Origin of the sequence: Nonomuraea aurantiaca (assembly GCF_020215705.1) — a bacterium.
Lineage (GTDB): Bacteria > Actinomycetota > Actinomycetes > Streptosporangiales > Streptosporangiaceae > Nonomuraea > Nonomuraea aurantiaca.
Genome location: NZ_JAIWNB010000004.1, coordinates 362,991 through 382,692 on the forward strand (window position 1 = coordinate 362,991; position 19,702 = coordinate 382,692).

At 70.6% G+C, this 19,702-nt stretch carries 20 protein-coding genes; 7 read left to right on the forward strand and 13 right to left on the reverse strand.

The genetic code is table 11. The features are described 5' to 3' along the window. Positions 1-243 precede the first annotated feature (243 nt). From LDL49_RS58335 to LDL49_RS13575, 4 genes are all read left to right on the forward strand, one after another. Positions 244-1,275, forward strand: coding sequence for a cytochrome P450 (locus tag LDL49_RS58335; RefSeq protein ID WP_225291361.1), 1,032 nt, complete (start codon positions 244-246; stop codon positions 1,273-1,275). Between the two features lie 78 nt (positions 1,276-1,353). After that, entirely contained in the window at positions 1,354-2,187 is an 834-nt protein-coding gene (locus LDL49_RS13565; RefSeq protein ID WP_225291362.1) for an MFS transporter, read from the forward strand. 119 nt (positions 2,188-2,306) lie between these two features. Continuing rightward, positions 2,307-3,083 carry a MerR family transcriptional regulator gene (locus LDL49_RS13570; RefSeq protein WP_225291363.1) on the forward strand — a complete coding sequence of 259 codons (777 nt, stop codon included), beginning with the start codon at positions 2,307-2,309 and terminating at the stop codon, positions 3,081-3,083. Continuing rightward, positions 3,080-3,928 (forward strand): hypothetical protein, encoded by an 849-nt coding sequence (locus tag LDL49_RS13575; RefSeq protein ID WP_225291364.1) that lies wholly within the window; start codon positions 3,080-3,082, stop codon positions 3,926-3,928. The genes LDL49_RS13570 and LDL49_RS13575 overlap by 4 nt, the downstream gene beginning before the upstream one ends. Before the next feature lie 114 nt (positions 3,929-4,042). Here the strand turns inward: LDL49_RS13575 and LDL49_RS13580 are convergent, their stop codons facing one another. The 11 genes from LDL49_RS13580 to LDL49_RS13630 form a co-directional block, all read right to left on the reverse strand. Then, positions 4,043-6,013, reverse strand: a complete 1,971-nt coding sequence (locus tag LDL49_RS13580; protein WP_225291365.1) for a DEAD/DEAH box helicase — start codon at positions 6,011-6,013, stop codon at positions 4,043-4,045. Positions 6,014-6,328: 315 nt separating this feature from the next. Beyond that, positions 6,329-6,688, reverse strand: coding sequence for a metal-sulfur cluster assembly factor (locus LDL49_RS13585; RefSeq protein ID WP_214636283.1), 360 nt, complete (start codon positions 6,686-6,688; stop codon positions 6,329-6,331). Continuing rightward, positions 6,685-7,125 carry a Fe-S cluster assembly sulfur transfer protein SufU gene (sufU, locus tag LDL49_RS13590; protein WP_225291366.1) on the reverse strand — a complete coding sequence of 147 codons (441 nt, stop codon included), beginning with the start codon at positions 7,123-7,125 and terminating at the stop codon, positions 6,685-6,687. The genes LDL49_RS13585 and sufU overlap by 4 nt, the downstream gene beginning before the upstream one ends. A 2-nt stretch (positions 7,126-7,127) precedes the next feature. Then, positions 7,128-8,390, reverse strand: coding sequence for a cysteine desulfurase (locus tag LDL49_RS13595; protein ID WP_308016116.1), 1,263 nt, complete (start codon positions 8,388-8,390; stop codon positions 7,128-7,130). Beyond that, the gene (gene sufC / locus LDL49_RS13600) at positions 8,387-9,133 is read right to left on the reverse strand and encodes a Fe-S cluster assembly ATPase SufC (RefSeq protein ID WP_225291367.1); all 747 of its coding nucleotides are present in this window, start codon (positions 9,131-9,133) and stop codon (positions 8,387-8,389) included. Before sufC ends, LDL49_RS13595 begins: the two co-directional genes overlap by 4 nt. A gap of 4 nt (positions 9,134-9,137) precedes the next feature. Then, positions 9,138-9,455 carry a non-heme iron oxygenase ferredoxin subunit gene (locus LDL49_RS13605; RefSeq protein WP_225291368.1) on the reverse strand — a complete coding sequence of 106 codons (318 nt, stop codon included), beginning with the start codon at positions 9,453-9,455 and terminating at the stop codon, positions 9,138-9,140. Next, on the reverse strand, positions 9,452-10,576 hold the full coding sequence (sufD, locus tag LDL49_RS13610) for a Fe-S cluster assembly protein SufD (protein WP_225291369.1): 1,125 nt from the start codon (positions 10,574-10,576) through the stop codon (positions 9,452-9,454). The genes LDL49_RS13605 and sufD overlap by 4 nt, the downstream gene beginning before the upstream one ends. Then, on the reverse strand, positions 10,576-11,988 hold the full coding sequence (gene sufB, locus LDL49_RS13615; RefSeq protein WP_225291370.1) for a Fe-S cluster assembly protein SufB: 1,413 nt from the start codon (positions 11,986-11,988) through the stop codon (positions 10,576-10,578). The genes sufD and sufB overlap by 1 nt, the downstream gene beginning before the upstream one ends. Then, the gene (locus tag LDL49_RS13620; protein ID WP_225291448.1) at positions 11,985-12,698 is read right to left on the reverse strand and encodes a helix-turn-helix transcriptional regulator; all 714 of its coding nucleotides are present in this window, start codon (positions 12,696-12,698) and stop codon (positions 11,985-11,987) included. Before LDL49_RS13620 ends, sufB begins: the two co-directional genes overlap by 4 nt. A gap of 92 nt (positions 12,699-12,790) precedes the next feature. Beyond that, a complete protein-coding gene (locus tag LDL49_RS13625) occupies positions 12,791-14,011 on the reverse strand; it encodes a multidrug effflux MFS transporter (protein WP_225291371.1) in 1,221 nt (406 codons plus the stop codon). Between the two features lie 92 nt (positions 14,012-14,103). Next, on the reverse strand, positions 14,104-14,880 hold the full coding sequence (locus LDL49_RS13630) for a VOC family protein (protein ID WP_225291372.1): 777 nt from the start codon (positions 14,878-14,880) through the stop codon (positions 14,104-14,106). A gap of 204 nt (positions 14,881-15,084) precedes the next feature. Here LDL49_RS13630 and LDL49_RS13635 point away from each other — a divergent pair, with 204 nt between their 5' ends. Together LDL49_RS13635 and LDL49_RS13640 are read left to right on the forward strand one after the other, a co-directional pair. Continuing rightward, a complete protein-coding gene (locus LDL49_RS13635; protein ID WP_225291373.1) occupies positions 15,085-15,993 on the forward strand; it encodes an ABC transporter ATP-binding protein in 909 nt (302 codons plus the stop codon). Then, on the forward strand, positions 15,990-16,757 hold the full coding sequence (locus LDL49_RS13640; RefSeq protein WP_225291374.1) for an ABC transporter permease: 768 nt from the start codon (positions 15,990-15,992) through the stop codon (positions 16,755-16,757). The genes LDL49_RS13635 and LDL49_RS13640 overlap by 4 nt, the downstream gene beginning before the upstream one ends. A 3-nt stretch (positions 16,758-16,760) precedes the next feature. Here the strand turns inward: LDL49_RS13640 and LDL49_RS13645 are convergent, their stop codons facing one another. Continuing rightward, positions 16,761-17,930 carry an MFS transporter gene (locus LDL49_RS13645; protein ID WP_225291375.1) on the reverse strand — a complete coding sequence of 390 codons (1,170 nt, stop codon included), beginning with the start codon at positions 17,928-17,930 and terminating at the stop codon, positions 16,761-16,763. A 135-nt stretch (positions 17,931-18,065) separates the two neighbouring features. Here LDL49_RS13645 and LDL49_RS13650 point away from each other — a divergent pair, with 135 nt between their 5' ends. Beyond that, positions 18,066-18,977, forward strand: coding sequence for an EamA family transporter (locus LDL49_RS13650; protein WP_225291376.1), 912 nt, complete (start codon positions 18,066-18,068; stop codon positions 18,975-18,977). 40 nt (positions 18,978-19,017) lie between these two features. Here LDL49_RS13650 and LDL49_RS13655 read toward each other — a convergent pair whose 3' ends face one another. Further along, positions 19,018-19,689: a GntR family transcriptional regulator gene (locus tag LDL49_RS13655; RefSeq protein WP_225291377.1), complete on the reverse strand. Its 672-nt coding sequence runs from the start codon at positions 19,687-19,689 to the stop codon at positions 19,018-19,020. Positions 19,690-19,702 lie beyond the last annotated feature (13 nt).

Genomic DNA, 19,702 nt, shown 5'->3' on the forward strand with positions numbered 1-19,702 from the left:
GAGACGGCCGTGCGACTAAAGCACTGTTGACTATCCCTTCTTACTCATCTATTGTCACACCGGCTAAATCAATTGTTTGGAGCAATTTTATCGATTTATGGAGACTTAGTGTCGACGGAAAGTCCCTTTCCGCATTCGCTCCGTGTCCTACTAAAACCGGAAATACTCCGGAATCCAGCACCTGTCTATGCCGCCTGGCGGGAAACGGAGCCGTTCTTCTGGTATGGCGAACTCGGCACCTGGGTGCTCACCCGGTATGCCGACTGCGCCGCCGTACTGAAAGGGCTCGACCGCTTCACCTCCGACTGGCGGCGGCTCGGCGAGCGGACGCCCGCCGAGCTGGTCATGCTGCAGACCGTCGATCCGCCCGACCACCCGCCCGTGCGGCGGCTGCTCACCGCCGCCTACCGGGCCCAGGACCACGCGGCGCTGGCCGTACGTACCGAGCAGCGGATACGGCGGCACGTGGCGGCGCTGGCGGGCACCGAGTTCGACTTCGTCCACCGGCTGGCCATCCCGCTGACCGTGGAGACGATCTGTGAGGTGCTGGGAGTGGATCCCCCGGATCTCGACTGGCTCCACTCCGTTTCCCCACCTGTCATCGACACCATGGACGGCGGTCTGCGCCCCGAGGTGATACCGGCGGGCCTGGCCGCGCGGGCCGAACTCGACGCGTTAATGGAACGCTGGATGGTCGAACATCGCCCGGACGGCATGTTCGCATATATCAGTAAAAAGCTACCCAGCGCCAGTGTCCACCGCCGCCTGCTGCTGAATTCGCTCCGCTCCATCTTCCACGCCGGCTTCGAATCATCGGCCCGGTTGCTGACGCTCTCACTCCTGGCCCTGACTGACAATCCCGGCAGCCTCCGCGAATTCTCCAAAAATCCCGATTTAGCGGTTGAAGAGTTGATTCGCTATACCAGCCAGGTGCAGGTGCTTGCCCGCGGCTGCCTGACCGACGCCCAAGTCGGCGGCCGGAAGGTCCGCAAGGGAGAGGGCGTGACCCTGATCATCGGCGCCGCCAACCGCGACCCCGCCGCGTTCTCCGACCCCGACGCCCTTCGACTGGACCGTACCCCCAATCCCCACCTCGGCTTCGGCCGCGGACTGCACGCCTGTTTGGGGGCCGGTGTCGCCGCCATGCAGACCAGGGCGCTGTTCACGGAGCTCGCTCGCGACTATCCGGCCGTCAGGCCGTGCGCCGAGCCGGTGATGTGGGACAGCGGCACCCTGCGCGGGGTACGGACGCTGCCCGTCGAGCTGGGGAGGTGACCAGGCATGCGATACGCCTACTGATCGACGGTCGCCGTGGTCCGGGACAGGCCACGGCGACCGTTCGGGATGGGCCTGGTGGCCCCGGTCTTCGCGGGCGCGCGGGCCGCGGTTCTGCCGCGCGTCCTCGGCGGCGAGGTCTACATCGCGGGCCGCAGCCTGTTCCGGCTGGTGGCGCAGGCCGCGCAGGTGGGCGGGTTCGCGCTCGGCGGGCTGCTGCTCATCGCGCTGACCCCGCGCGCCGCCCTGCTCCTCAACACGGGCGCCTTCCTGGTGTCGGCCGCGCTGCTCGCCGTGGGGGTCGAGGCCCGTCCCGCCGCCGCCTCGGCCCGGTCACTCTCGCTCGTACGCGACTCGCTGGCGGGACTCGGGCGGGTCTTCCGGCTGGTACGGCTGCGCCGCGTCCTGGTGTTCGGCTGGGCCGTGCCCGCCATCGGGGTGACACCCGAGGCGCTGGCGGCCCCGTACGCCCAGCTGGCGGGGTTCGGGACGGTGGGGCTGGGGCTGCTCATGTCGGCCCTGCCGGTCGGCACGGTCCTGGGTGAAGTGCTGTGCCTGTGGATCCCCTCGCCCGCCCGCCGGCTGCGGCTGGTCGTGCCGCTGGTGCTGCTGATGTTCCTGCCGCAACTCGCCTTCGGCCTGCGTCCCGGGCTGCCGCTCGCGGTCGGGCTGATCGTGCTGTCGGGCATGGGTCTGGCGCACCACCTGGGCCTGGACCAGCTCCTCATGGACGCGGCCCCGGAGGAGGTGGTGGGCCGGGCGCTGAGCATCCAGACCGCGGGACTGATGTTCTGGCAGGGCATCGGCTTCGCCGTGGCGGGCTCGGCCGCCCAGCTGCTCGCGCCGCCGGTGGTCATCACGGCCGCCGCAGTGGCCGGGCTCGCCCTGGTACCACTGCTCCGGCCCCGCTAGCGCGGCACCCACGACCGTTCGCCGGAACTCCGTCCTTCCTCTCCCCCTCAAAGGACCTCAGCCACGACGAACCGTCACCGCTTGACCTTGTCGTAGCGTCAACGTGTCCAATAGGGGTCATGAGGATCGGCGAGCTTGCCACGCTGGCCGGGGTGTCCACCCGGACCGTGCGCCATTACCACCACCTGAACCTTCTCCCCGAGCCCGAGCGGCTGGCCAACGGCTACCGGGAGTACCGGCTGCGGGACGCGGTGGCTCTGACCCGCGTGCGCCGGCTGGCCGAGCTGGGCATGTCCCTGGACGAGATCCGCGACGTCCTGGCCGACGACCAGGGCCGCGAGCTGCGGGAAGTGCTCCTGGAGCTGGACGCCGACCTGGCCCGGCAGCAGGAGACGATCGGCGCCAGACGGAACCGGCTGGCCGCGCTGCTGGCGGAGACGGATGTGCATCCCGACTCCACGGTGTCGCCGGAAATGGCGACGGTCCTGCGCGATCTCTCCGTCGAGGGCTCGAAGTTCGCGGAAATGGACCGGGAGCTGCTGGCTCTGATGGACACCGTGGCCGACCCCGCCGACCGGGCCGAGTTCATCGATCTGTTCCGCCCGCTCACCGAACCCGAGGCGGTCGCCCGGGGGCACGCCCTCTACGCGCGGCTGGACGAGCTCGCCGACGCCGACCCCGGCGACTCCCGCGTCGCCACGCTCGCCGCCCACCTTCCCGGGGAGATGGTGACGGCGATGCTCGCGAACCTGGACGCGGCTCCCGATCGCCTGCGCCCGCCCACCACCGAGAACGTGGGTGGCGGGGAGTGGCTGACGACGATGTACAGCGAGATGTCCGCCGCCCAGGCCGAGGTGTTCCGGCTGGTGATGGTCATGCTGAGGGAGCGAGGATGATGGTGCGGATCGCGCGCGCCGTGCTGTTCGCCATGGCGCCCATGGAGCTGCTGCTCGCGGTCCTGCTCGTGTCCGGCGTGGCGCTGCCCCGCCCGCTGAGCGCGACAGCCGAGGCGGCCGTCCTCGCCGTGCTCGTCCTGGAGGCGGCGACCCTCTACCGGCTGTTCGGAGCCGAGCGCCGGGCCGGCGCGAGCCGGCGGACGGCGTTGCGGGCGGCCTATGGGCGGCTGGTCCCCGATCAGGTGCGACGGATCATGGGGTTCGACGCGAAGGGCATGGTCAGCCTCGCCCTGTGGGTCGTACGGCGCCGCCACGGCGTGCCGTACGGCGCCACCGCCCTCTCCTACTCCCGCGCGCAGACCCCGACCATGATGATCTTCCTGTTCGCGATGGTCGTGGAGCTGGTGGGCGCGGAGATCCTGCTGCGGGCGTTCGGCGCGCCGGTCGGCTTGCGTACCGTGTTCCTCGTGGCCGACGCCTACACGGTCCTCATCGTGCTCTCGGTCATCGCGGCCTGCGTCACCCGGCCCCACGTCGTCTCCGCCGACGAGGTGCGCATCCGCTACGGCGCGTTCTTCGACCTGCGCGTCCCGCGCGAGCAGATCGCCGAGGTACGCCAGGTCCGCAACTTCAACGAGCACGGCACGATCAAGGTGGAGGGCGACCGGCTGGCCGTGGCGGTGGCCTCCCAGACCAACCTGATCCTCGAACTGGCCGAACCGATCACCGCCGTCCGCCCCCTCGGCCGCCGCGCCGAGGCCCGCGTGATCCGCTTCTTCGCCGACGATCCCAGCGCCGCGATCCACGCGCTGCGACCCCGCCGGGAACACGTGCCCGAACCCTGAGGCCCACGAGCAGAAAACGGCGCTGCCCGCCGTACCCCCGATGAAGGGGTACGGCGGGCAGCGCCGTGCGTCGGTCAGCGTCGGCCACCGGCGTTCACCGGTGGCCCGCCGGGGTCAGCGGTCGAAGCGGCGGCCGGTGCCGCTGCGGAAGCCGCCGCCCTGGCCACGGTCGTCGGAGCGGTAGCCGCCACGCTCGTCCGAGCGGGCCCCGCCGGAGCGGTAGCCGTCGCGCGGGCGGTCGTCGGTGCGGGCGGGGCGGTCGCGGTCGGCCGAGAACGGACGGCCACGGTCGCCGGCGGGAGCGCGGGTGCCGCGGTCGTCGGAGCGGTAGCCGCCGCCACGCGGGCCGCGGTCGTCGGAACGGAAGCCACCCTGACGGTCGTCCGAGCGGAAGCCACCCTGACGGTCGTTGGAACGGTAGCCGCCACCCTGACGGTCGTCCGAGCGAGGTGCGCTCTGACGGTCGTCGGAGCGGTAGCCGCCACGCGGCGCGTCCGAGCGGGCCGGGCGGTCGTCGCCGCGGTAGCCGCCGCCACGCGGACCACGGTCACCGCCACGGAAGCCGCCGCCCTGGCCGCGGTCGCCGCCCCGGTCGTCGCCGCCGAAGGTGCGGGGCTCCTGCGAGCCGCCCTCGGCGTGCCGGCGCGGGTAGCGGTCGTCCACGTCGTGACGACGGGGGCGCCGGTCGTCGCCCGCGACGAAGGGGCGCTGCCCGTCCTCGTGGCGACGCGGACGGCGCTCGCCGTCGAACTCGCGGCGCGGACGGCGCCCGCGACGCTCGGAGCCGCTGTGGCCGCCTTCGCGGCGGGGACGCAGCGGCTTGCGGACGTCGGGCTCCCAGACCGGGACGGGCTCGCCGCTCGGGACCCGGGCGCCCGTCACCTCGGCCAGACGGGGGTGACCCGGCTCGGCCTTGAGGCGGAACGGGTGGATCCCGGCCCGGCGGGTGAGCTGGTCGGTCGAACGGCGCTCGCTCGGCAGCACCAGGGTGACCACGGTGCCCTTCTCGCCGGCGCGGGCGGTGCGGCCGCCGCGGTGCAGGTAGCTCTTGTGGTCCTGCGGCGGGTCGACGTGCAGCACGAGGCTGATGTTGTCGACGTGGATGCCGCGCGCCGCGACGTCGGTGCAGACGAGCACGTTGACGGAGCCCTCACGGAACTCGGCCAGGATGCGGGTGCGCTGGTTCTGGCGCTTGCCGCCGTGCAGGCCGCCCGACTTGATGCCGACGCGGGCCAGCTGCTTGCACAGCCGGTCGACGCCGTGCTGGGTGCGGACGAAGATGATCGTACGGCCCTCGCGGTTGGCGATCTCCGCGGTGACGTCGAACTTGTCGTCGCGCGTCACCTGGATCACGTGGTGCTCCATGAGCTCGACCGGGGAGGTCGCGGGAGCCACCGAGTGCGTGATCGGGTCCTTGAGGAAGCGCCGCACCAGCTTGTCGACGTCGCCGTCGAGCGTGGCCGAGAACAGCAACCGCTGCCCGTCGGCCGGGGTCTGCGCGAGCAGCTCGGTGACGACGGGGAAGAAGCCGAGGTCGCACATGTGGTCGGCCTCGTCGAGGACACTGACCTCGATGTCGCCCAGCGAGCACTCACCCTGCCGGATGAGGTCGCCCAGCCGGCCGGGGGTGGCGATGACGACGTCGACGCCGCGGCGCAGCGCCTCGATCTGCTTGCCCATCGACATGCCGCCGACGATGACCTTCATCCGCAGGCCGAGGCCCCGGCCGAGCGGCTCGAGGGCGTCGTGCACCTGGAGCGCGAGCTCACGGGTGGGGACGAGGATCATCGCGCGGGGGCGGCCCGGGGTGGGCCGGACGCCGGAGATGCGGGCCATGAGGGGCAGCCCGAAGGCGAGGGTCTTGCCGGAGCCGGTCTGGCCGCGGCCGAGAACGTTGGCGCCGGTGAGGACGTCGGGGATGGTCGCGCTCTGGATGGGGAACGGGCTGGCAATGCCCTGCTTGGCCAGCCCGGTGACGAGCGGCTTGGGCAGGCCGAGCTCCTCGAACCCGGGACCCGCCTCGGGGGTGCTCTCGTCGAGCTCGGGCAGGACCTCGTTGAACTCGGGCAGGACAGCGTCAAGCATGGTCACGAACTTCGTGCCTTTCAGTCGAAGTGGCGCGTCACTTCTGCGAAAAGGACGAGCCGGGACGTACGGCGGTGCCGTACTTCATTGCGAGGCGCAGGTGGTCGGCACCTGCTGGGTGGGGACTGGCCCGGAGGACGGGCCGTCTACGCGCACCCATTTGCCGGCCGCAGGCGGCAGTGGAACGCACATTGGTGCGCTAGGTGCACGTGTTGCCAACACGGGGAAGACACCATGTATTCCCCGACTTGTCTGAATTTCAGACTTTGGCAGGCTGAAGCGGCTGACACCGAGATGCCAGCCGTACAGCAACGATCAGACGTTGAAGCCTAGCATACGAAGTTGCTCGCGCCCTTCGTCAGTGATCTTGTCCGGTCCCCACGGCGGGAGCCAGACCCAATTGATCTTAACATCCGAAACCATGCCCTCGAGCGCGGAATGCGCCTGATCCTCGATGACATCGGTCAGCGGGCAGGCCGCGCTGGTCAGCGTCATGTCGATGGTGGCCACGGGCCGGCCGCCCTCGGCGGGGTCGAGATTGAGCCCGTAGATCAGGCCCAGGTCGACGACGTTGATGCCGAGTTCGGGGTCGACGACGTCCTTGAGCGCCTCCATGACCTCGTCGACGGTGGCCTCACCGTCGAACCCGGTCGGTGTCTCCACCGGCTTGCTCATCGCGCAGCACTCCTCACTACAGCGTCCTTGTAGGCCATCCACGACAGCAGCGCGCACTTGACGCGCGCCGGGAACTTGGCCACGCCCGCGAACGCCACCGCGTCGCCGAGCACGTCCTCGTCGGCCTCCACCTTGCCCCTGCCCTGCATGAGCCGGGTGAACTCGTCGACCACCGACAGCGTCTCCTCGACCGTCGAGCCGGTGGTCAGCTCGTGCAGCACCGAAGCGGCGGCCTGGCTGATCGAGCAGCCCTGCCCGTCGTAGGAGACGTCCTCGATCTTGCCGGCGTCGCCCAGCTTGACCCGGAGCGTGATCTCGTCGCCGCACGTGGGGTTCACGTGGTGAACCTCGGCGTCGTAGGGGTCACGCAGCCCCCGCCCCTGCGGGTGCTTGTAGTGTTCCAGGATCAGTTCCTGGTACATCGACTCGCCGATCATGGCTATGCGAACACCTTCTGAACGTGATGGAGGCCGCGGACCAAGGCGTCGATCTCGTCCGTGGTGTTGTACAGATAGAACGACGCCCTGGTGGTCGCCGGTATTCCGAAGCGCAGGTGGAGCGGTCGCGCGCAGTGGTGGCCGACCCGCACCGCGATGCCGAACTCGTCGTCGAGCAGCTGCCCGACGTCGTGCGGGTGGATGCCGTCGAGCGTGAACGACAGGGTGGCGCCCCGCTGGTCGAGCGAGTCGGGTCCGATCAGGCGCAGCGTGGGCACCTCACGCAGCGCGTCGAGCGCGTAGGCCGTCAGGCCGCGCTCGTGCGCCTCGATGGCCTCCATGCCGACACCGGTCAGGTAGTCGACGGCCGCGCCGAGGCCGATGGCCTCGACGATCGGCGGCGTGCCCGCCTCGAACTTGTGCGGCACCGGCGCGTACGTCGAGTGGTCCATCCAGACGGCCTCGATCATCTCGCCGCCGCCCATGAACGGGGGCATGGCATCGAGCAGCTCGGCCCGGCCCCAGAGCACGCCGATGCCCGAGGGTCCGACCATCTTGTGGCCGGTGAAGGCCACGAAGTCGGCGCCCAGCGCGGCCATGTCGACGGCGTGGTGCGGGACCGACTGGGAGGCGTCGAGCATCACCAGCGCGCCCACCTCGCGGGCCCGGCGGAGCACGTCGGCGACTGGGTTGATGGTGCCGAGCACGTTGGACTGGTGCGCGATCGACACGATCTTCGTGCGCTCAGTGATCAGTCCTGAAATATCCGCAATATCGAGGCGGCCGTCGTCCGTGACGCCGAACCACTTGAGCGTCGCCCCGGTGCGCTGCACCAGGAACTGCCACGGCACGATGTTGGAGTGGTGCTCCATCTCGGAGATGACCACCTCGTCGCCGGGGCCGAGGGTGAAGCGGGGGTCGGTGTTGCCCGGGTTGCCGAAGGAGTAGGCGACCAGGTTGAGCGCCTCAGAGGCGTTCTTGGTGAAGATCACCTCGTCGCGCGACGGGGCGCCGATGAACTCGGCCACCTTGTCGCGCGCGCTCTCGTAGGCCTCGGTCGACTCCGCGCCGAGCGCGTGCATGGCCCGCCCGACGTTGCTGTAGTGCATCGCCAGGTGCTCACGGACGGTCTCGACGACCGCCGTGGGCTTCTGTGAGGAGTTGCCCGAGTCGAGGTAGACGAGCGGACGCCCGCCGGGCAGCTCGCGGGAGAGAACCGGGAAGTCCTTCCTGATCCTCTCCACGTCCAAGCTGGTGGAAGTCATACAGATGCCTTCGTGTACTGCTCGTAGCCCTCGGCCTCGAGCTTGTCGGCCAGCTCCGGCCCGCCCTCCTCCACGATCTTGCCGCCGGCGAAGACGTGGACGAAGTCGGGCTTCACGTACCGCAGGATGCGGGTGTAGTGCGTGATCAGCAGGATGCCCGTGTCGCCCGCGGCGCGGAAGCGGTTGATGCCCTCGGACACCACGCGCAGCGCGTCGACGTCGAGGCCGGAGTCGGTCTCGTCGAGCACCGCGATCTTCGGCTGGAGCAGCTCCAGCTGGAGGATCTCGTGGCGCTTCTTCTCGCCGCCGGAGAAGCCCTCGTTGAGGTTGCGCTGGGCGAACTCGGCGTCGATGGCCAGCGCGTCCATGCCGGTCTTGAGGTCCTTGGCGAACTGGCGCAGCTTGGGCGCCTCGCCGCGGACCGCGGTGACCGCGGAGCGCAGGAAGTTGGAGACCGACACGCCGGGCACCTCGACCGGGTACTGCATGGCGAGGAACAGGCCGGCGCGGGCCCGCTCGTCGACGGTCAGCTCCAGCAGGTCGACGCCGTCGAGCAGCACCTCACCGCCGGTGATGGTGTATTTCGGGTGGCCGGCGATGGCGTAGGCGAGCGTGGACTTGCCCGAGCCGTTGGGCCCCATCACGGCGTGGGTCTTGCCCGACTGCACGGTGAGGTTGACGCCGCGCAGGATTTCCTTGTCCTCGACGGCGACCTTCAGGTCACGGATCTCAAGGGTGGACATGTGTTTATGACTCCTTCGAGAGCGAGACGAGGACGTCGTCGCCGTCGATCTGGACTGTGTAGACGTTCACGGGTCTGATGGCGGGCGGGCCGGTGGGCTTGCCCGAGCGGATGTCGAAGCACGAGCCGTGCAGCCAGCACTCGAGGGTGCCGTCGTAGACCTCTCCCTCGCTGAGCTTCACCTCGGCGTGGGAGCAGACGTCGTGCAGGGCGAACACCTCGCCGCCCTTGCGGACGAGCGCGACCGGGGTCTCCCCGACCTCGAGGCCGAGGACCCCGCCGTCGGGGATGTCCTCGACCTTGCACACCTTCTCGAAACTCATCGCGCGAGCTCCGCCTCCACCGCGTTCATGACGCGGTCACGGATCTCGGCCACCTGGATCTTCTCGATGAGCTGACCGAGGAAGCCCCGGATGACCAGGCGACGGGCCTCGTCGAAGGGGATGCCGCGGGCCTGCAGGTAGAAGATGTGCTCGTCGTCGAGGCGCCCGGAGGCGCTGGCGTGGCCGGCGCCGGCCACCTCGCCGGTGAGGATCTCCAGGTTGGGCACCGAGTCGGCGCGGGCGCCGTCGGTCAGGATCAGGTTGCGGTTGAGCTCATAGGTGTCGGTGCCCTCGGCCTCGACCCTGATGATCACGTCGCCGATCCACACGGCGTGCGCGTCCTCGCCCTGCAGGGCGCCGCGGTAGTCGACGTTGCTCTTGCAGTGGGGCTGCGAGTGGTCGACCAGGAGACGGTGCTCCAGGTGCTGGCCCGCGTCGACGAAGTAGACGCCGGACAGGTCGGCGTCGCCGCCCGGGCCGGTGTAGGACACGCTCGGCGACAGGCGCACCAGGTCGCCGCCCAGGGTCACCGCGAAGCCCTTGAACGTGGCGTCCTTGGCGAGCTGGGCGTGGTGGTGGGAGACGTGTACGGCGTCGTCGTCCCAGTCCTGCAGGCTGACGACCTTGAGGGTGGCGCCGTCGCCGACGACGAACTCGATGTTGTCGGCGTAGACCGCGCTGCCCTGGTGCTCGATGACGACCACGGCCTCGGCCAGGGGCTCGACCACGACCACGACGTGGCCGTAGGTGGCCCCGTCGGTGCCGCCGCCGCGCACCTCGATGCGGATGTGCTCGGCGGGCACGGCCTCCTTGGGCACGGTCACGACCAGCGCCTTCTCGAAGGCGTTGTAGGCCTGCGCGCTGACGCGGTCGGCCGGCACGTACGCCTTGCCGATGCGCGCGTCCTCACGCCCGACCCACTCGGCGGTGACGCCCGCCGGGGTGTAGGCCTGGGTGAGCACCCGTCCGGTGATCTCCGCCTTGCCGCTGTGCAGGCCCTTCAGGCGCGACAGCGGCGTGAAGCGCCACGCCTCTTCGCGCCCCGTGGGGACCTCGAAGTCGTCCAGGTCGTAGGACGCCTTCTCGTGCAGGGTCGACAAGGGCTTCTCGGTCAGGCCCATCAGCCGACGGCTCCTTCCATCTGCAGCTCGATGAGGCGGTTCAGCTCGAGGGCGTACTCCATGGGGAGCTCGCGCGCGATCGGCTCGACGAAGCCGCGCACGATCATCGCCATCGCCTCGTCCTCGTTGAGACCGCGGCTCATGAGGTAGAACAGCTGGTCCTCGCTCACCTTGGAGACCGTGGCCTCGTGACCCATCGAGACGTCGTCCTCGCGGACGTCGACGTAGGGGTAGGTGTCGGAGCGGCTGATCTGGTCGACCAGGAGCGCGTCGCACTTGACCGTGCTGGCGCTGCCGTGGGCACCCTCCTCGATCTGCACGAGACCGCGGTAGGAGGTGCGGCCGCCGCCACGCGCCACCGACTTGGAGATCACGGTGGAGCTGGTGTGCGGAGCCAGGTGCACCATCTTGGACCCGGCGTCCTGGTGCTGGCCCTCGCCCGCGAAGGCGACGCTCAGCGTCTCACCCTTGGCGTGCTCGCCCATCAGGTAGACGGCCGGGTATTTCATGGTGACCTTGGAGCCGATGTTGCCGTCGATCCACTCCATGGTCGCGCCCTCGTAGGCGACGGCGCGCTTGGTGACCAGGTTGTAGACGTTGTTGGACCAGTTCTGGATGGTCGTGTAACGGCAGCGGGCGTTCTTCTTCACGACGATCTCGACGACCGCGGAGTGCAGCGAGTCGGAGGAGTAGATCGGCGCGGTGCAGCCCTCGACGTAATGGACGTAGCTGCCCTCGTCGACGATGATCAGGGTCCGCTCGAACTGGCCCATGTTCTCGGTGTTGATCCGGAAGTAGGCCTGCAGCGGGATCTCGACCTCGATGTTCGGCGGCACGTAGATGAACGAGCCACCGGACCACACGGAGCTGTTGAGGGCGGCGAACTTGTTGTCGCCCACCGGGATGACCGAGCCGAAGTACTCCTTGAAGAGCTCCTCGTGCTCCCTCAGGCCCGTGTCGGTGTCGACGAAGATGACGCCCTTCTCCTCGAGGTCCTCACGGATCTTGTGATAGACGACCTCGGATTCGTACTGGGCGGCGACACCGGCGATGAGGCGCTGCTTCTCCGCCTCGGGGATGCCGAGCTTGTCGTAGGTGTTCTTGATGTCGTCGGGCAGCTCGTCCCAGGAAGCGGCCTGCTTCTCGGTCGAGCGCACGAAGTATTTGATGTTGTCGAAGTCGATGCCCGTGAGGTCGGAACCCCAGGTGGGCAGGGGCTTCTTGCCGAACAGGCGGAGGCCCTTCAGGCGAAGGTCGAGCATCCACTCCGGCTCGTTCTTGAGCGCGGAGATGTTGCGTACGACCTCCTCGGACAGGCCGCGCTTGGCCACCGCCCCTGCGGCATCCGAGTCGGACCAGCCGAACTTGTAATTCCCGAGGCCTTCCAGCTCCGGGCGGTCGGTGACAGTCACCTTCCGGTCTCCTTGCTTTTGTCGCTATGGGTGGCCCTGCTCGTCGCAAGACCCAGCGCGTGCGGGCTCACATGTGTGGTGCAGACCCCGTCGCCGTGCGCGATCGTGGCCAGGCGCTGCACGGGGGTGCCGAGCAGCTGCGCGAACGCCTCGGTCTCGGCCTCACACAGCTGCGGGAACTCCGCGGCCACGTGCGCCACCGGGCAGTGATGCTGGCAGAGCTGGTCGCCGCCCAGATTGGCCTTGGTGGCCGAGGCGGCGTATCCGTCCGCCGACAGCGCCTGCGCCAGCACTTGTACGCGCTGGTCGGCCGGCACCGTCCGCATGACCGGCTCCAGGCGCCGCAGCAGGCTGGACACCTGCGAACGGGCGAAGTCGGTCACGGCTTCCTCGCCCACGCGCTCGGCCAGGAAACGCAGCGCACTGCCGGCCAGGTCGTCGTAGGCGTGCTCGAAAGCACTGCGCCCCGCGTCGGTGATGGCGAACAGCTTGGCCGGCCGCCCTCTCCCGCGCTGCCCGTGCGGGCGCACGGTGCGGGGCTCGATCATCCCGTCGGCCAGCAGCGCGTCGAGGTGCCGGCGGACGGCGGCGGGCGTGAGCCCGAGCCGCTCGCCCAACGCGGCCGCCGCGACGGGACCGTGCTCAAGGATCAGCCGTGCCACACGGGCGCGGGTGCCGCGCTCGTGTCCGGGCTCGATCGACGTGGGCACGTTTTTCACAACATCAGTGTGCCGTAATTCCTTCCCGATTCACAAATGGATCCAGGAAGACGGAGGAATGGAATTTCTCACGCAGGGTAGGCTTACCTAACTCTGCCGATGACCAGGAACGACACGGCCGAGCAGGCGATGAGCCCCAGCATCACCGACGCCATCGGCACCGCCGAACCCGATCCCACCAGGCCGACCAGCGGCGCGGCCAGGGCGCCCAGCGCGAACTGGAGCACGCCGAGCAGGGCGGAGGCGCTGCCCGCGATCTGCTGCGGCTGGCCGGCCAGGGCCAGCGCGCCGGTGCCCGGCAGCACCAGGCCCTGGCCGCACATGATGACGAACAGCCCGACGACGATGCCCGCCAGCCCCATGCCGATCATGGCCGCGGCCAGCAGCAGCCCCGCGCCGGCCAGGCCCACGCACAGGCCGACGGCCACCAGCCGGGCCGGCGGCACCCGCCCCGAGAGCCGGCCGCCGACCTGGGCCATGAGGGTCAGGCCGAGCGCGTTGAGCCCGAAGATGAGCGAATACTGCTGCGGGGTGGCGTGGTAGACCTCCTGCAGCACGAACGGCGAGCCGGAGATGTAGCCGAACATGGCGGCGAAGGCCAGCCCGGCGGTCAGCGCGCCGCCCATGAACGAGCGGTCGCGCAGCAGCTGCCAGAAGACGCGCACGGTGTGACCGAGCCCGCCGCTCTCCCGCTCGTACGCGGGCAGCGTCTCACGGACCCCGCCGAGCACGGCCGCGAGCAGCACGATCCCGGCCAGGCTCAGCGCGACGAACACCCCGCGCCAGGAGGTGAAGCCGAGCAGCTGCGCGCCCGCGATCGGGGCCAGGATCGGCGCGAGGCCGCTGACGAGCATGAGGGTGGCGAAGATGCGCGCGATGGCGGCGCCGTCGTACAGGTCGCGGACGACGGCCCGGACGATGACCAGGGCCGCGCCGCCGAGAACGCCCTGCAGCAGGCGGAAGACGATGAGCACGGGCACCGAGGGGGCGAAGGCGCACAGCAGCGAGGCGAGCGTGTACCCGGCCACGCCCACGATCAGCGGCAGCCGGCGGCCGCGCACGTCGCTCACCGGCCCGGCGACCACCTGGCCGACGGAGACGCCGATGAGGCAGGCGGTCAGCGTCAGCTGTACCTGGGCGGGCGTGCTGACCAGCTCGCCGGTGATGGCGGGCAGCGCGGGCAGGTACATGTCGATCGAGAGCGGGCCGATGGCCGACAGCGCTCCGAGAATGATCAACAGCAGTCCGCGCCGGTTCCCCTTGACCACAGGTGACGTGAGCGGCGTGGCTTCTGCCACGGACATGCGTGAACCCCTCTCCCTCGCAGGCTTGTGACCCACGAGGGCCGAGGGATGGAACCAAGATCCGGTCTGCCTAATTCCCGGTTATGGGATATTTAGCTGACTTCGTGGAGTTGGATCACGGACAGTGCCGCACCCTGCGGGTCGGTGAGCATGGCGAACCGCCCGGGAGGCGCGTCCATGGCGGCGACGAGGATCGTGGCGCCCGCGCGCTCGGCGGCGGCGACGGTGGCGTCGAGGTCGTCGACGGCGAAGTACGTCATCCAGTGGGACGGCGTCTGCGGCGGATAGTTCGGCGACAGCTCGATCATGCCGGCGATGCTCGCGTCCCCGAGCCGCCACTCGGTGTACTTGACGCCCTCCGTCTCCTGATGGCGCGCGGTCCAGCCGAAGACGGCCGAATAGAACCGCTCCGCGCTCGCGACGTCGCGGGTGACGAGCTCGTTCCAGCAGAACGCGACCGGCTCGTTGACCAGCTCGGCGCCCTTGTGGCGGCCGGCCTGCCAGACCGAGACGAACGACCCGTCGGGCGCCTGGAAGACGGCCATGGTGCCTTCCTCGAACACCTGCATGGGCTCCATGATGACGGTCCCGCCCGAGTTCTTGACCCGGTCGGCCGCGGCGGCGGCGTCGTCGACGGCGATGTAGGTGTTCCAGGTCGAGGGCATGCCCTGCCCCATGGCCGGGCCCACTCCGGCGACCTTCTCGCCGTCGTAGGTGAACTGGCCGTAGCCGCCGGCCGCCGGGTCGTCGATCATCTCCGCCTGCCAGCCGAAGACGCCGTCGTAGAAGCGGGCGGACGCCTCGACGTCGGTGCTCGACAGATCCACCCAGCACGGAACACCGGGCTCATAGCCACTGCGCTGTGACATGGCAACCTCCTGTGATGTGGACGTCACTCTCAGACTTTCACTCCTGGTGGGGACTTTCCGGGAAACGGCCGGGTCAACAGCTGTCCATATCCGGCCACAGGATCAGTCACGCGATCGGCCCCGCGATCGGCCCCCAGATCGGCCGGGTGCGGCCGGGCAGGGTTGCCAGGCGGACCGCCGCGGACAGTCCCTAAACTCGTGGCCATGGAATCCCCAGCCGTCGAGCTCATCGACCTGGTCAAGCGTTACGGCGGCGCCACGGCGGTCGACGGCCTGTCGCTGCGCGCCGAGCGGGGCGCGGTCACCGCCGTGCTCGGGCCCAACGGCGCCGGCAAGACCTCCACGGTGGAGATCTGCGAGGGGTTCCGCAGGGCCGACTCCGGCACCGTACGCGTCCTGGGCCTGCCGCCCGACCAACCCGCGCTGCGGCCCCGGGTGGGCGTGATGCTCCAGGCGGGCGGCGTGCCGCCCGCGGTGCGCTGCGGGGAGTGGCTGCGCCTGGTCGCGCGCTTCTACGCCCGCCCGCTCGACGCCGGCGCCCTTCTGGTACGGCTCGGCCTGGCCGACCACGCCCGCACCCCTTACCGCCGCCTGTCGGGCGGCCAGCAGCAACGGCTCTCCCTGGCCGCGGCGGTGATCGGCCGGCCGGAGCTGGTGTTCCTCGACGAGCCGACGGCCGGGCTCGACCCGCAGGCCAGGCACGCCTGCTGGGACCTGGTGGGCGAGCTGCGGGCCGCGGGGGTCTCCGTGGTGCTCACCACCCACCACATGGACGAGGCCGAACGGCTGGCCGACCACGTGGTGATCATCGATCGGGGCCGGGTGGTGGCCGAGGGCAGCCCGGCGTCGCTGACCGGGGCCGAGCGGCAGCTGCGCTTCCGTGCCCGGCCGGGGCTCTCGCTGGATGAGCTGCTCCACGCCTTGCCGGGAGGCAGCGCGGCCAAGGAGTCGCCCGCCGGCCACTACATCATCGAGGGCCAGGTGGGCCCGGAGCTGCTGGCGACCGTGACGACCTGGTGCGCCGCGGAGGGCGTCATGGCCGACGACCTGAGCATCGAGCGCCGCACGCTCGAAGACGTCTTCCTGGAGCTGACCGGCAGGGAGCTGCGATGACCACGCTCGACTTCACCCCCGCCCCGGCGGCGGCGCCGTTCGCCCGCATGGTGCTGGCGCAGGCGGCGGCCGAGACGCGCGCGACGCTGCGCAACGGCGAGCAGCTGCTGCTGACGCTGATCATCCCGGTACTGCTGCTCGTCGGGTTCTCGCTGGCTCCGCTGATCGACGTCGGCGGGGGCCGGCGGATCGACTTCCTCGCGCCGGGGGTGCTCGCGCTGGCGATCATGTCGACGGCGTTCACCGGGCAGGCGATCGCGACGGGCTTCGAGCGCCGCTACGGCGTGCTGAAGCGGCTCGGCGCGACTCCTCTGTCGCGGGCCGGGCTGCTGCTGGCCAAGACGGTGGCGGTGCTCGCGGTCGAGGGCGTCCAGGTCGTGGTGATCGTGGCGGTCGCGCTGGCGCTCGGCTGGCGGCCCCAGGGCTCGCCGGTCGGGGCGCTGCTGCTCGTGCTGCTGGGGACGGCGGCGTTCAGCGGGCTGGGGCTGCTCATGGCGGGGGTGCTGCGGGCCGAGGCGACGCTGGCCGCGGCCAACCTCGTCTACCTCGTGCTGCTCGGCGCGGGCGGGGTGATCTTCCCCCTGTCGAAGTTCCCCGCCGGGATGCGGCCGGCCCTGGAGGTGCTGCCGATCTCGGCGCTGACGGGCGGGCTGCGTGCCGTGCTCGCCGGGGGCGCGGCCCTGCCGCTGGGGGCGCTGGCGGTGCTGGCCGCCTGGGCGGTGCTGTCGCTGGGCATCGCCGCGCGCACGTTCCGCTGGGAGTAAGTGTCAGGCGCGGCCGGTGACCCCGTAGCGGTGGCGGCCGATGACGGCGACCACGGTGAGCGGCACCGCCACGGCCGCCGAGACGCCGAACAGCAGTGCGTACCTGCCGTCCTGAGCGGCCGGGCCGCCCGCCCACGACGACACCGCGCTGCCGACGAACAGCGCCGCGGCGAAGAAGGCCACGCTGGTCCCCCTGGCGTTGGGCGCGACGGTGGTGATCCAGGTCTGCAGCGAGGAGTGCATGAACGACCACCCGACGCCCAGCAGCAGCGCGGTGACGCCGACGGTCGCCAGGTTGACGTGGACCGCCACGAGCGCGTACCCGGCGCAGAGGTGCGCTCCCCCGACGGCGATGAGCGCGGCCGGGGACCACGTCCGCGACAGGCGTTTGACCAGCCTGGTGAACACCCACAGGCCCAGGCCGTAGGTGGCGGTGGCCAGACCGGCGACCGCCGCCCTGACGCCGTCATGCTCCAGAGCCGTGGCGAGGAAGGACATCGTGCCGAGCAGCACCGCGCCCTCCACGAAGGCCAGCCCGAACACCAGCAGCGCCCACGGCTCGCGCAGCACCGCGCCCACGTGCCTGCCCAGCCCGCCGATCTCGGCCCGGGGCGGCTCGGGCAGGGAGCGCAGCGCGAGCGCGCAGGCCAGCGCGCACGCCGCGGGCACGGTGAACGCCACGTGCCAGTCGACCAGGTCGGCGAGCACGCCGCCCAGACCGGTGGCCATGGCGATGCCCAGGGCTCCCGCGCCCATCAGGTCCGACAGGGCGCGCTGCCGGACGACGGGCGCGACCGTGTCGCCGACGTACGTGAGCGAGGTGGGGATCACCGCGCCGAAGCAGGCGCCCGCCACGATCCTCGACACCACCAGGGCGCCCAGCACCGGCATCAGGGCGGAGGCCACTCCGGCCAGCGCGGCGCCGAACATCGCCGCCCGCATCACCCGCACCCGGCCGAACCGGTCGGAGAGCACGCCCCACAGCGGCTGCGTCAGGCCGTAGGCCAGGTAGTAGCCGCTGGCGACCGCGACCGCCGCCGACAGTGGGACGCCGAGGTCGGCGGCGATCAGGACGAGCATGGGGTTCACGGCGAACCGGTCGAAGCTGCTGACGAAGGTGGCCGCGGACAGCACGAGCGGAGGACGGACGAGGGAGGCCGGGGGTGCGGTCATGACTCCATGGTCGAATGGTCGGCTTCAACGGTTCAGTGCGTATTAATACCACCCTAGTGGGGGAATGTCGGCCCAGCTCGGTACCGTTCTAACCGCCGTTCCGCTACTGAGCCGTCCTGCCTATTGAGGAGTGCCGTGAGCGCCTTCGCCCTCGATGATCCCTTCGACCGGGGATCGGGCCTGCCCAGACCCGGCAGTGTGCTGCGCAGCGCCGCAGACTCGATCCCGCCTTCCGGGCTGGTGCTGCTGGCGATCTTCTCCGTGCAGCTGGGGGCGGGCTTCGCCAAGGAGTTGTTCGCGGCCCTGCCGCCGAGCGCGGTGGTGTTCCTGCGCATCGGGGCGGGTGCGCTGATCATGGGCGCGGTGGCCAGGCCGAAGCTGAAGGGGATGTCGTGGCGTGACATGGGGGTCGGGCTCGTCTTCGGCGTGACGCTGGCGCTGATGAACCTGTCGTTCTACGAGGCGATAGCGCGGCTGCCCCTGGGGATCGCGGTGGCGATCGAGTTCCTCGGGCCGCTGGGCGTGGCGGTCGCGGCCTCCAGGCGGCGGCTCGACCTGGTGTGGATCGGCCTGGCGGCCACGGGCGTGGCGCTGCTCGCGCCCTGGGGCCAGTCGGCGTCGGTGAGCTGGATCGGCATCGGGTTCGCGCTGGGGGCGGGAGTGCTGTGGGCGGCCTACATCCTGCTGTCGGCCTCGGTGGGGCGGCGCTTCCCCGGCACCACCGGGCTGTCGGTCGCGATGATCGTGTCGGCCGTGGTGGTCGCGCCGGTGGGCATCGCGTCGGGCGGCGGCGACCTGCTCCAGCCGCATCTGCTGCTGATCGGGCTGGGGGTGGGGCTGCTGTCGTCGGTGATCCCGTACTCGCTGGAGATGCAGGCGCTGCGGCGGATGCCGAAACACGTGTTCGGCATCCTGATGAGCCTGGAGCCCGCGGCGGCCGCGCTGGTCGGCCTGCTGGTGCTGAGCGAGATGCTGCACGCGCAGCAGTGGGCGGCGATCATCTGCATCGTGGCCGCGAGCCTGGGCACGACCCGCCCGACCAAGTAGCCTCGCCGGAGGCGATCAATGCGGGTCGGCCCCCAGGTGATCAGTGCGGGTCGGCCCAGATGCCGCGGACGTGCTGGATGTGCTCCGACATGATGTGGCGGGCCGCCTCGGTGTCACCGGCCTTGAGCGCGTCGAGCAGCGCGACGTGCTCGCGGGCCGAGTCCGACAGCGTGCCGCGCTCCGACAGCTGCGACAGGCCGTAGAGCCGGGCCCGGTTGCGCAGGTCCTTGACCACCTCGACCAGGTGGGCGTTGCCCGACAGCGTCAGCAGCTCCACGTGGAAGCGCAGGTCGGCGTCCACGTACGCGAGCAGGTCACCCCGCTCGGCGGCGGCGACGATCTCCTCGGCGACGGGCCGCAGCCGCTCGAAGTCGGCCGCGCGCGAGCTGTCGGCCAGCCGGGTCACGGTGGGCACCTCGATGAGCTGCCGGATCTCGGTCAGCTCGTCGAGATCGCGGTCGGACAGCTCTGTGACCCGGAAGCCCTTGTTGCGCACCGCCTCGACCAGTCCCTCCTTGGCCAGGTCGAGCATGGCCTCACGGACGGGCGTGGCGGAGACGCCGAACTGCGCGGCCAGCACCGGCGCGGAGTAGACCACCCCCGGGCGCATCTCACCCGTGATCAACGCGGCGCGGAGCGCGTGCGCGACCTGCTCGCGCAAGCTCTGCCGCTCGCCCACCATCGGCAGGTCGAGCCGGTCCTCGGCAGCCATCCGGCCATCCCTT

Bases quoted from the DNA above. Each gene is read 5' to 3' on its own strand.
- LDL49_RS13575 (WP_225291364.1), top strand. From the start codon at position 3,080: ATGATGGTGCGGATCGCGCGCGCCGTGCTGTTCGCCATGGCGCCCATG.
- LDL49_RS13580 (WP_225291365.1), bottom strand. From the start codon at position 6,013: ATGCTTGACGCTGTCCTGCCCGAGTTCAACGAGGTCCTGCCCGAGCTC.
- LDL49_RS13625 (WP_225291371.1), bottom strand. From the start codon at position 14,011: ATGTCCGTGGCAGAAGCCACGCCGCTCACGTCACCTGTGGTCAAGGGG.
- LDL49_RS13595 (WP_308016116.1), bottom strand. From the start codon at position 8,390: ATGACTTCCACCAGCTTGGACGTGGAGAGGATCAGGAAGGACTTCCCG.
- sufC (WP_225291367.1), bottom strand. From the start codon at position 9,133: ATGTCCACCCTTGAGATCCGTGACCTGAAGGTCGCCGTCGAGGACAAG.
- LDL49_RS13585 (WP_214636283.1), bottom strand. From the start codon at position 6,688: ATGAGCAAGCCGGTGGAGACACCGACCGGGTTCGACGGTGAGGCCACC.
- LDL49_RS13640 (WP_225291374.1), top strand. From the start codon at position 15,990: ATGACCACGCTCGACTTCACCCCCGCCCCGGCGGCGGCGCCGTTCGCC.
- sufU (WP_225291366.1), bottom strand. From the start codon at position 7,125: ATGATCGGCGAGTCGATGTACCAGGAACTGATCCTGGAACACTACAAG.
- LDL49_RS13635 (WP_225291373.1), top strand. From the start codon at position 15,085: ATGGAATCCCCAGCCGTCGAGCTCATCGACCTGGTCAAGCGTTACGGC.
- LDL49_RS13645 (WP_225291375.1), bottom strand. From the start codon at position 17,930: ATGACCGCACCCCCGGCCTCCCTCGTCCGTCCTCCGCTCGTGCTGTCC.
- LDL49_RS13630 (WP_225291372.1), bottom strand. From the start codon at position 14,880: ATGTCACAGCGCAGTGGCTATGAGCCCGGTGTTCCGTGCTGGGTGGAT.
- LDL49_RS13605 (WP_225291368.1), bottom strand. From the start codon at position 9,455: ATGAGTTTCGAGAAGGTGTGCAAGGTCGAGGACATCCCCGACGGCGGG.
- sufD (WP_225291369.1), bottom strand. From the start codon at position 10,576: ATGGGCCTGACCGAGAAGCCCTTGTCGACCCTGCACGAGAAGGCGTCC.
- LDL49_RS13655 (WP_225291377.1), bottom strand. From the start codon at position 19,689: ATGGCTGCCGAGGACCGGCTCGACCTGCCGATGGTGGGCGAGCGGCAG.
- LDL49_RS13570 (WP_225291363.1), top strand. From the start codon at position 2,307: ATGAGGATCGGCGAGCTTGCCACGCTGGCCGGGGTGTCCACCCGGACC.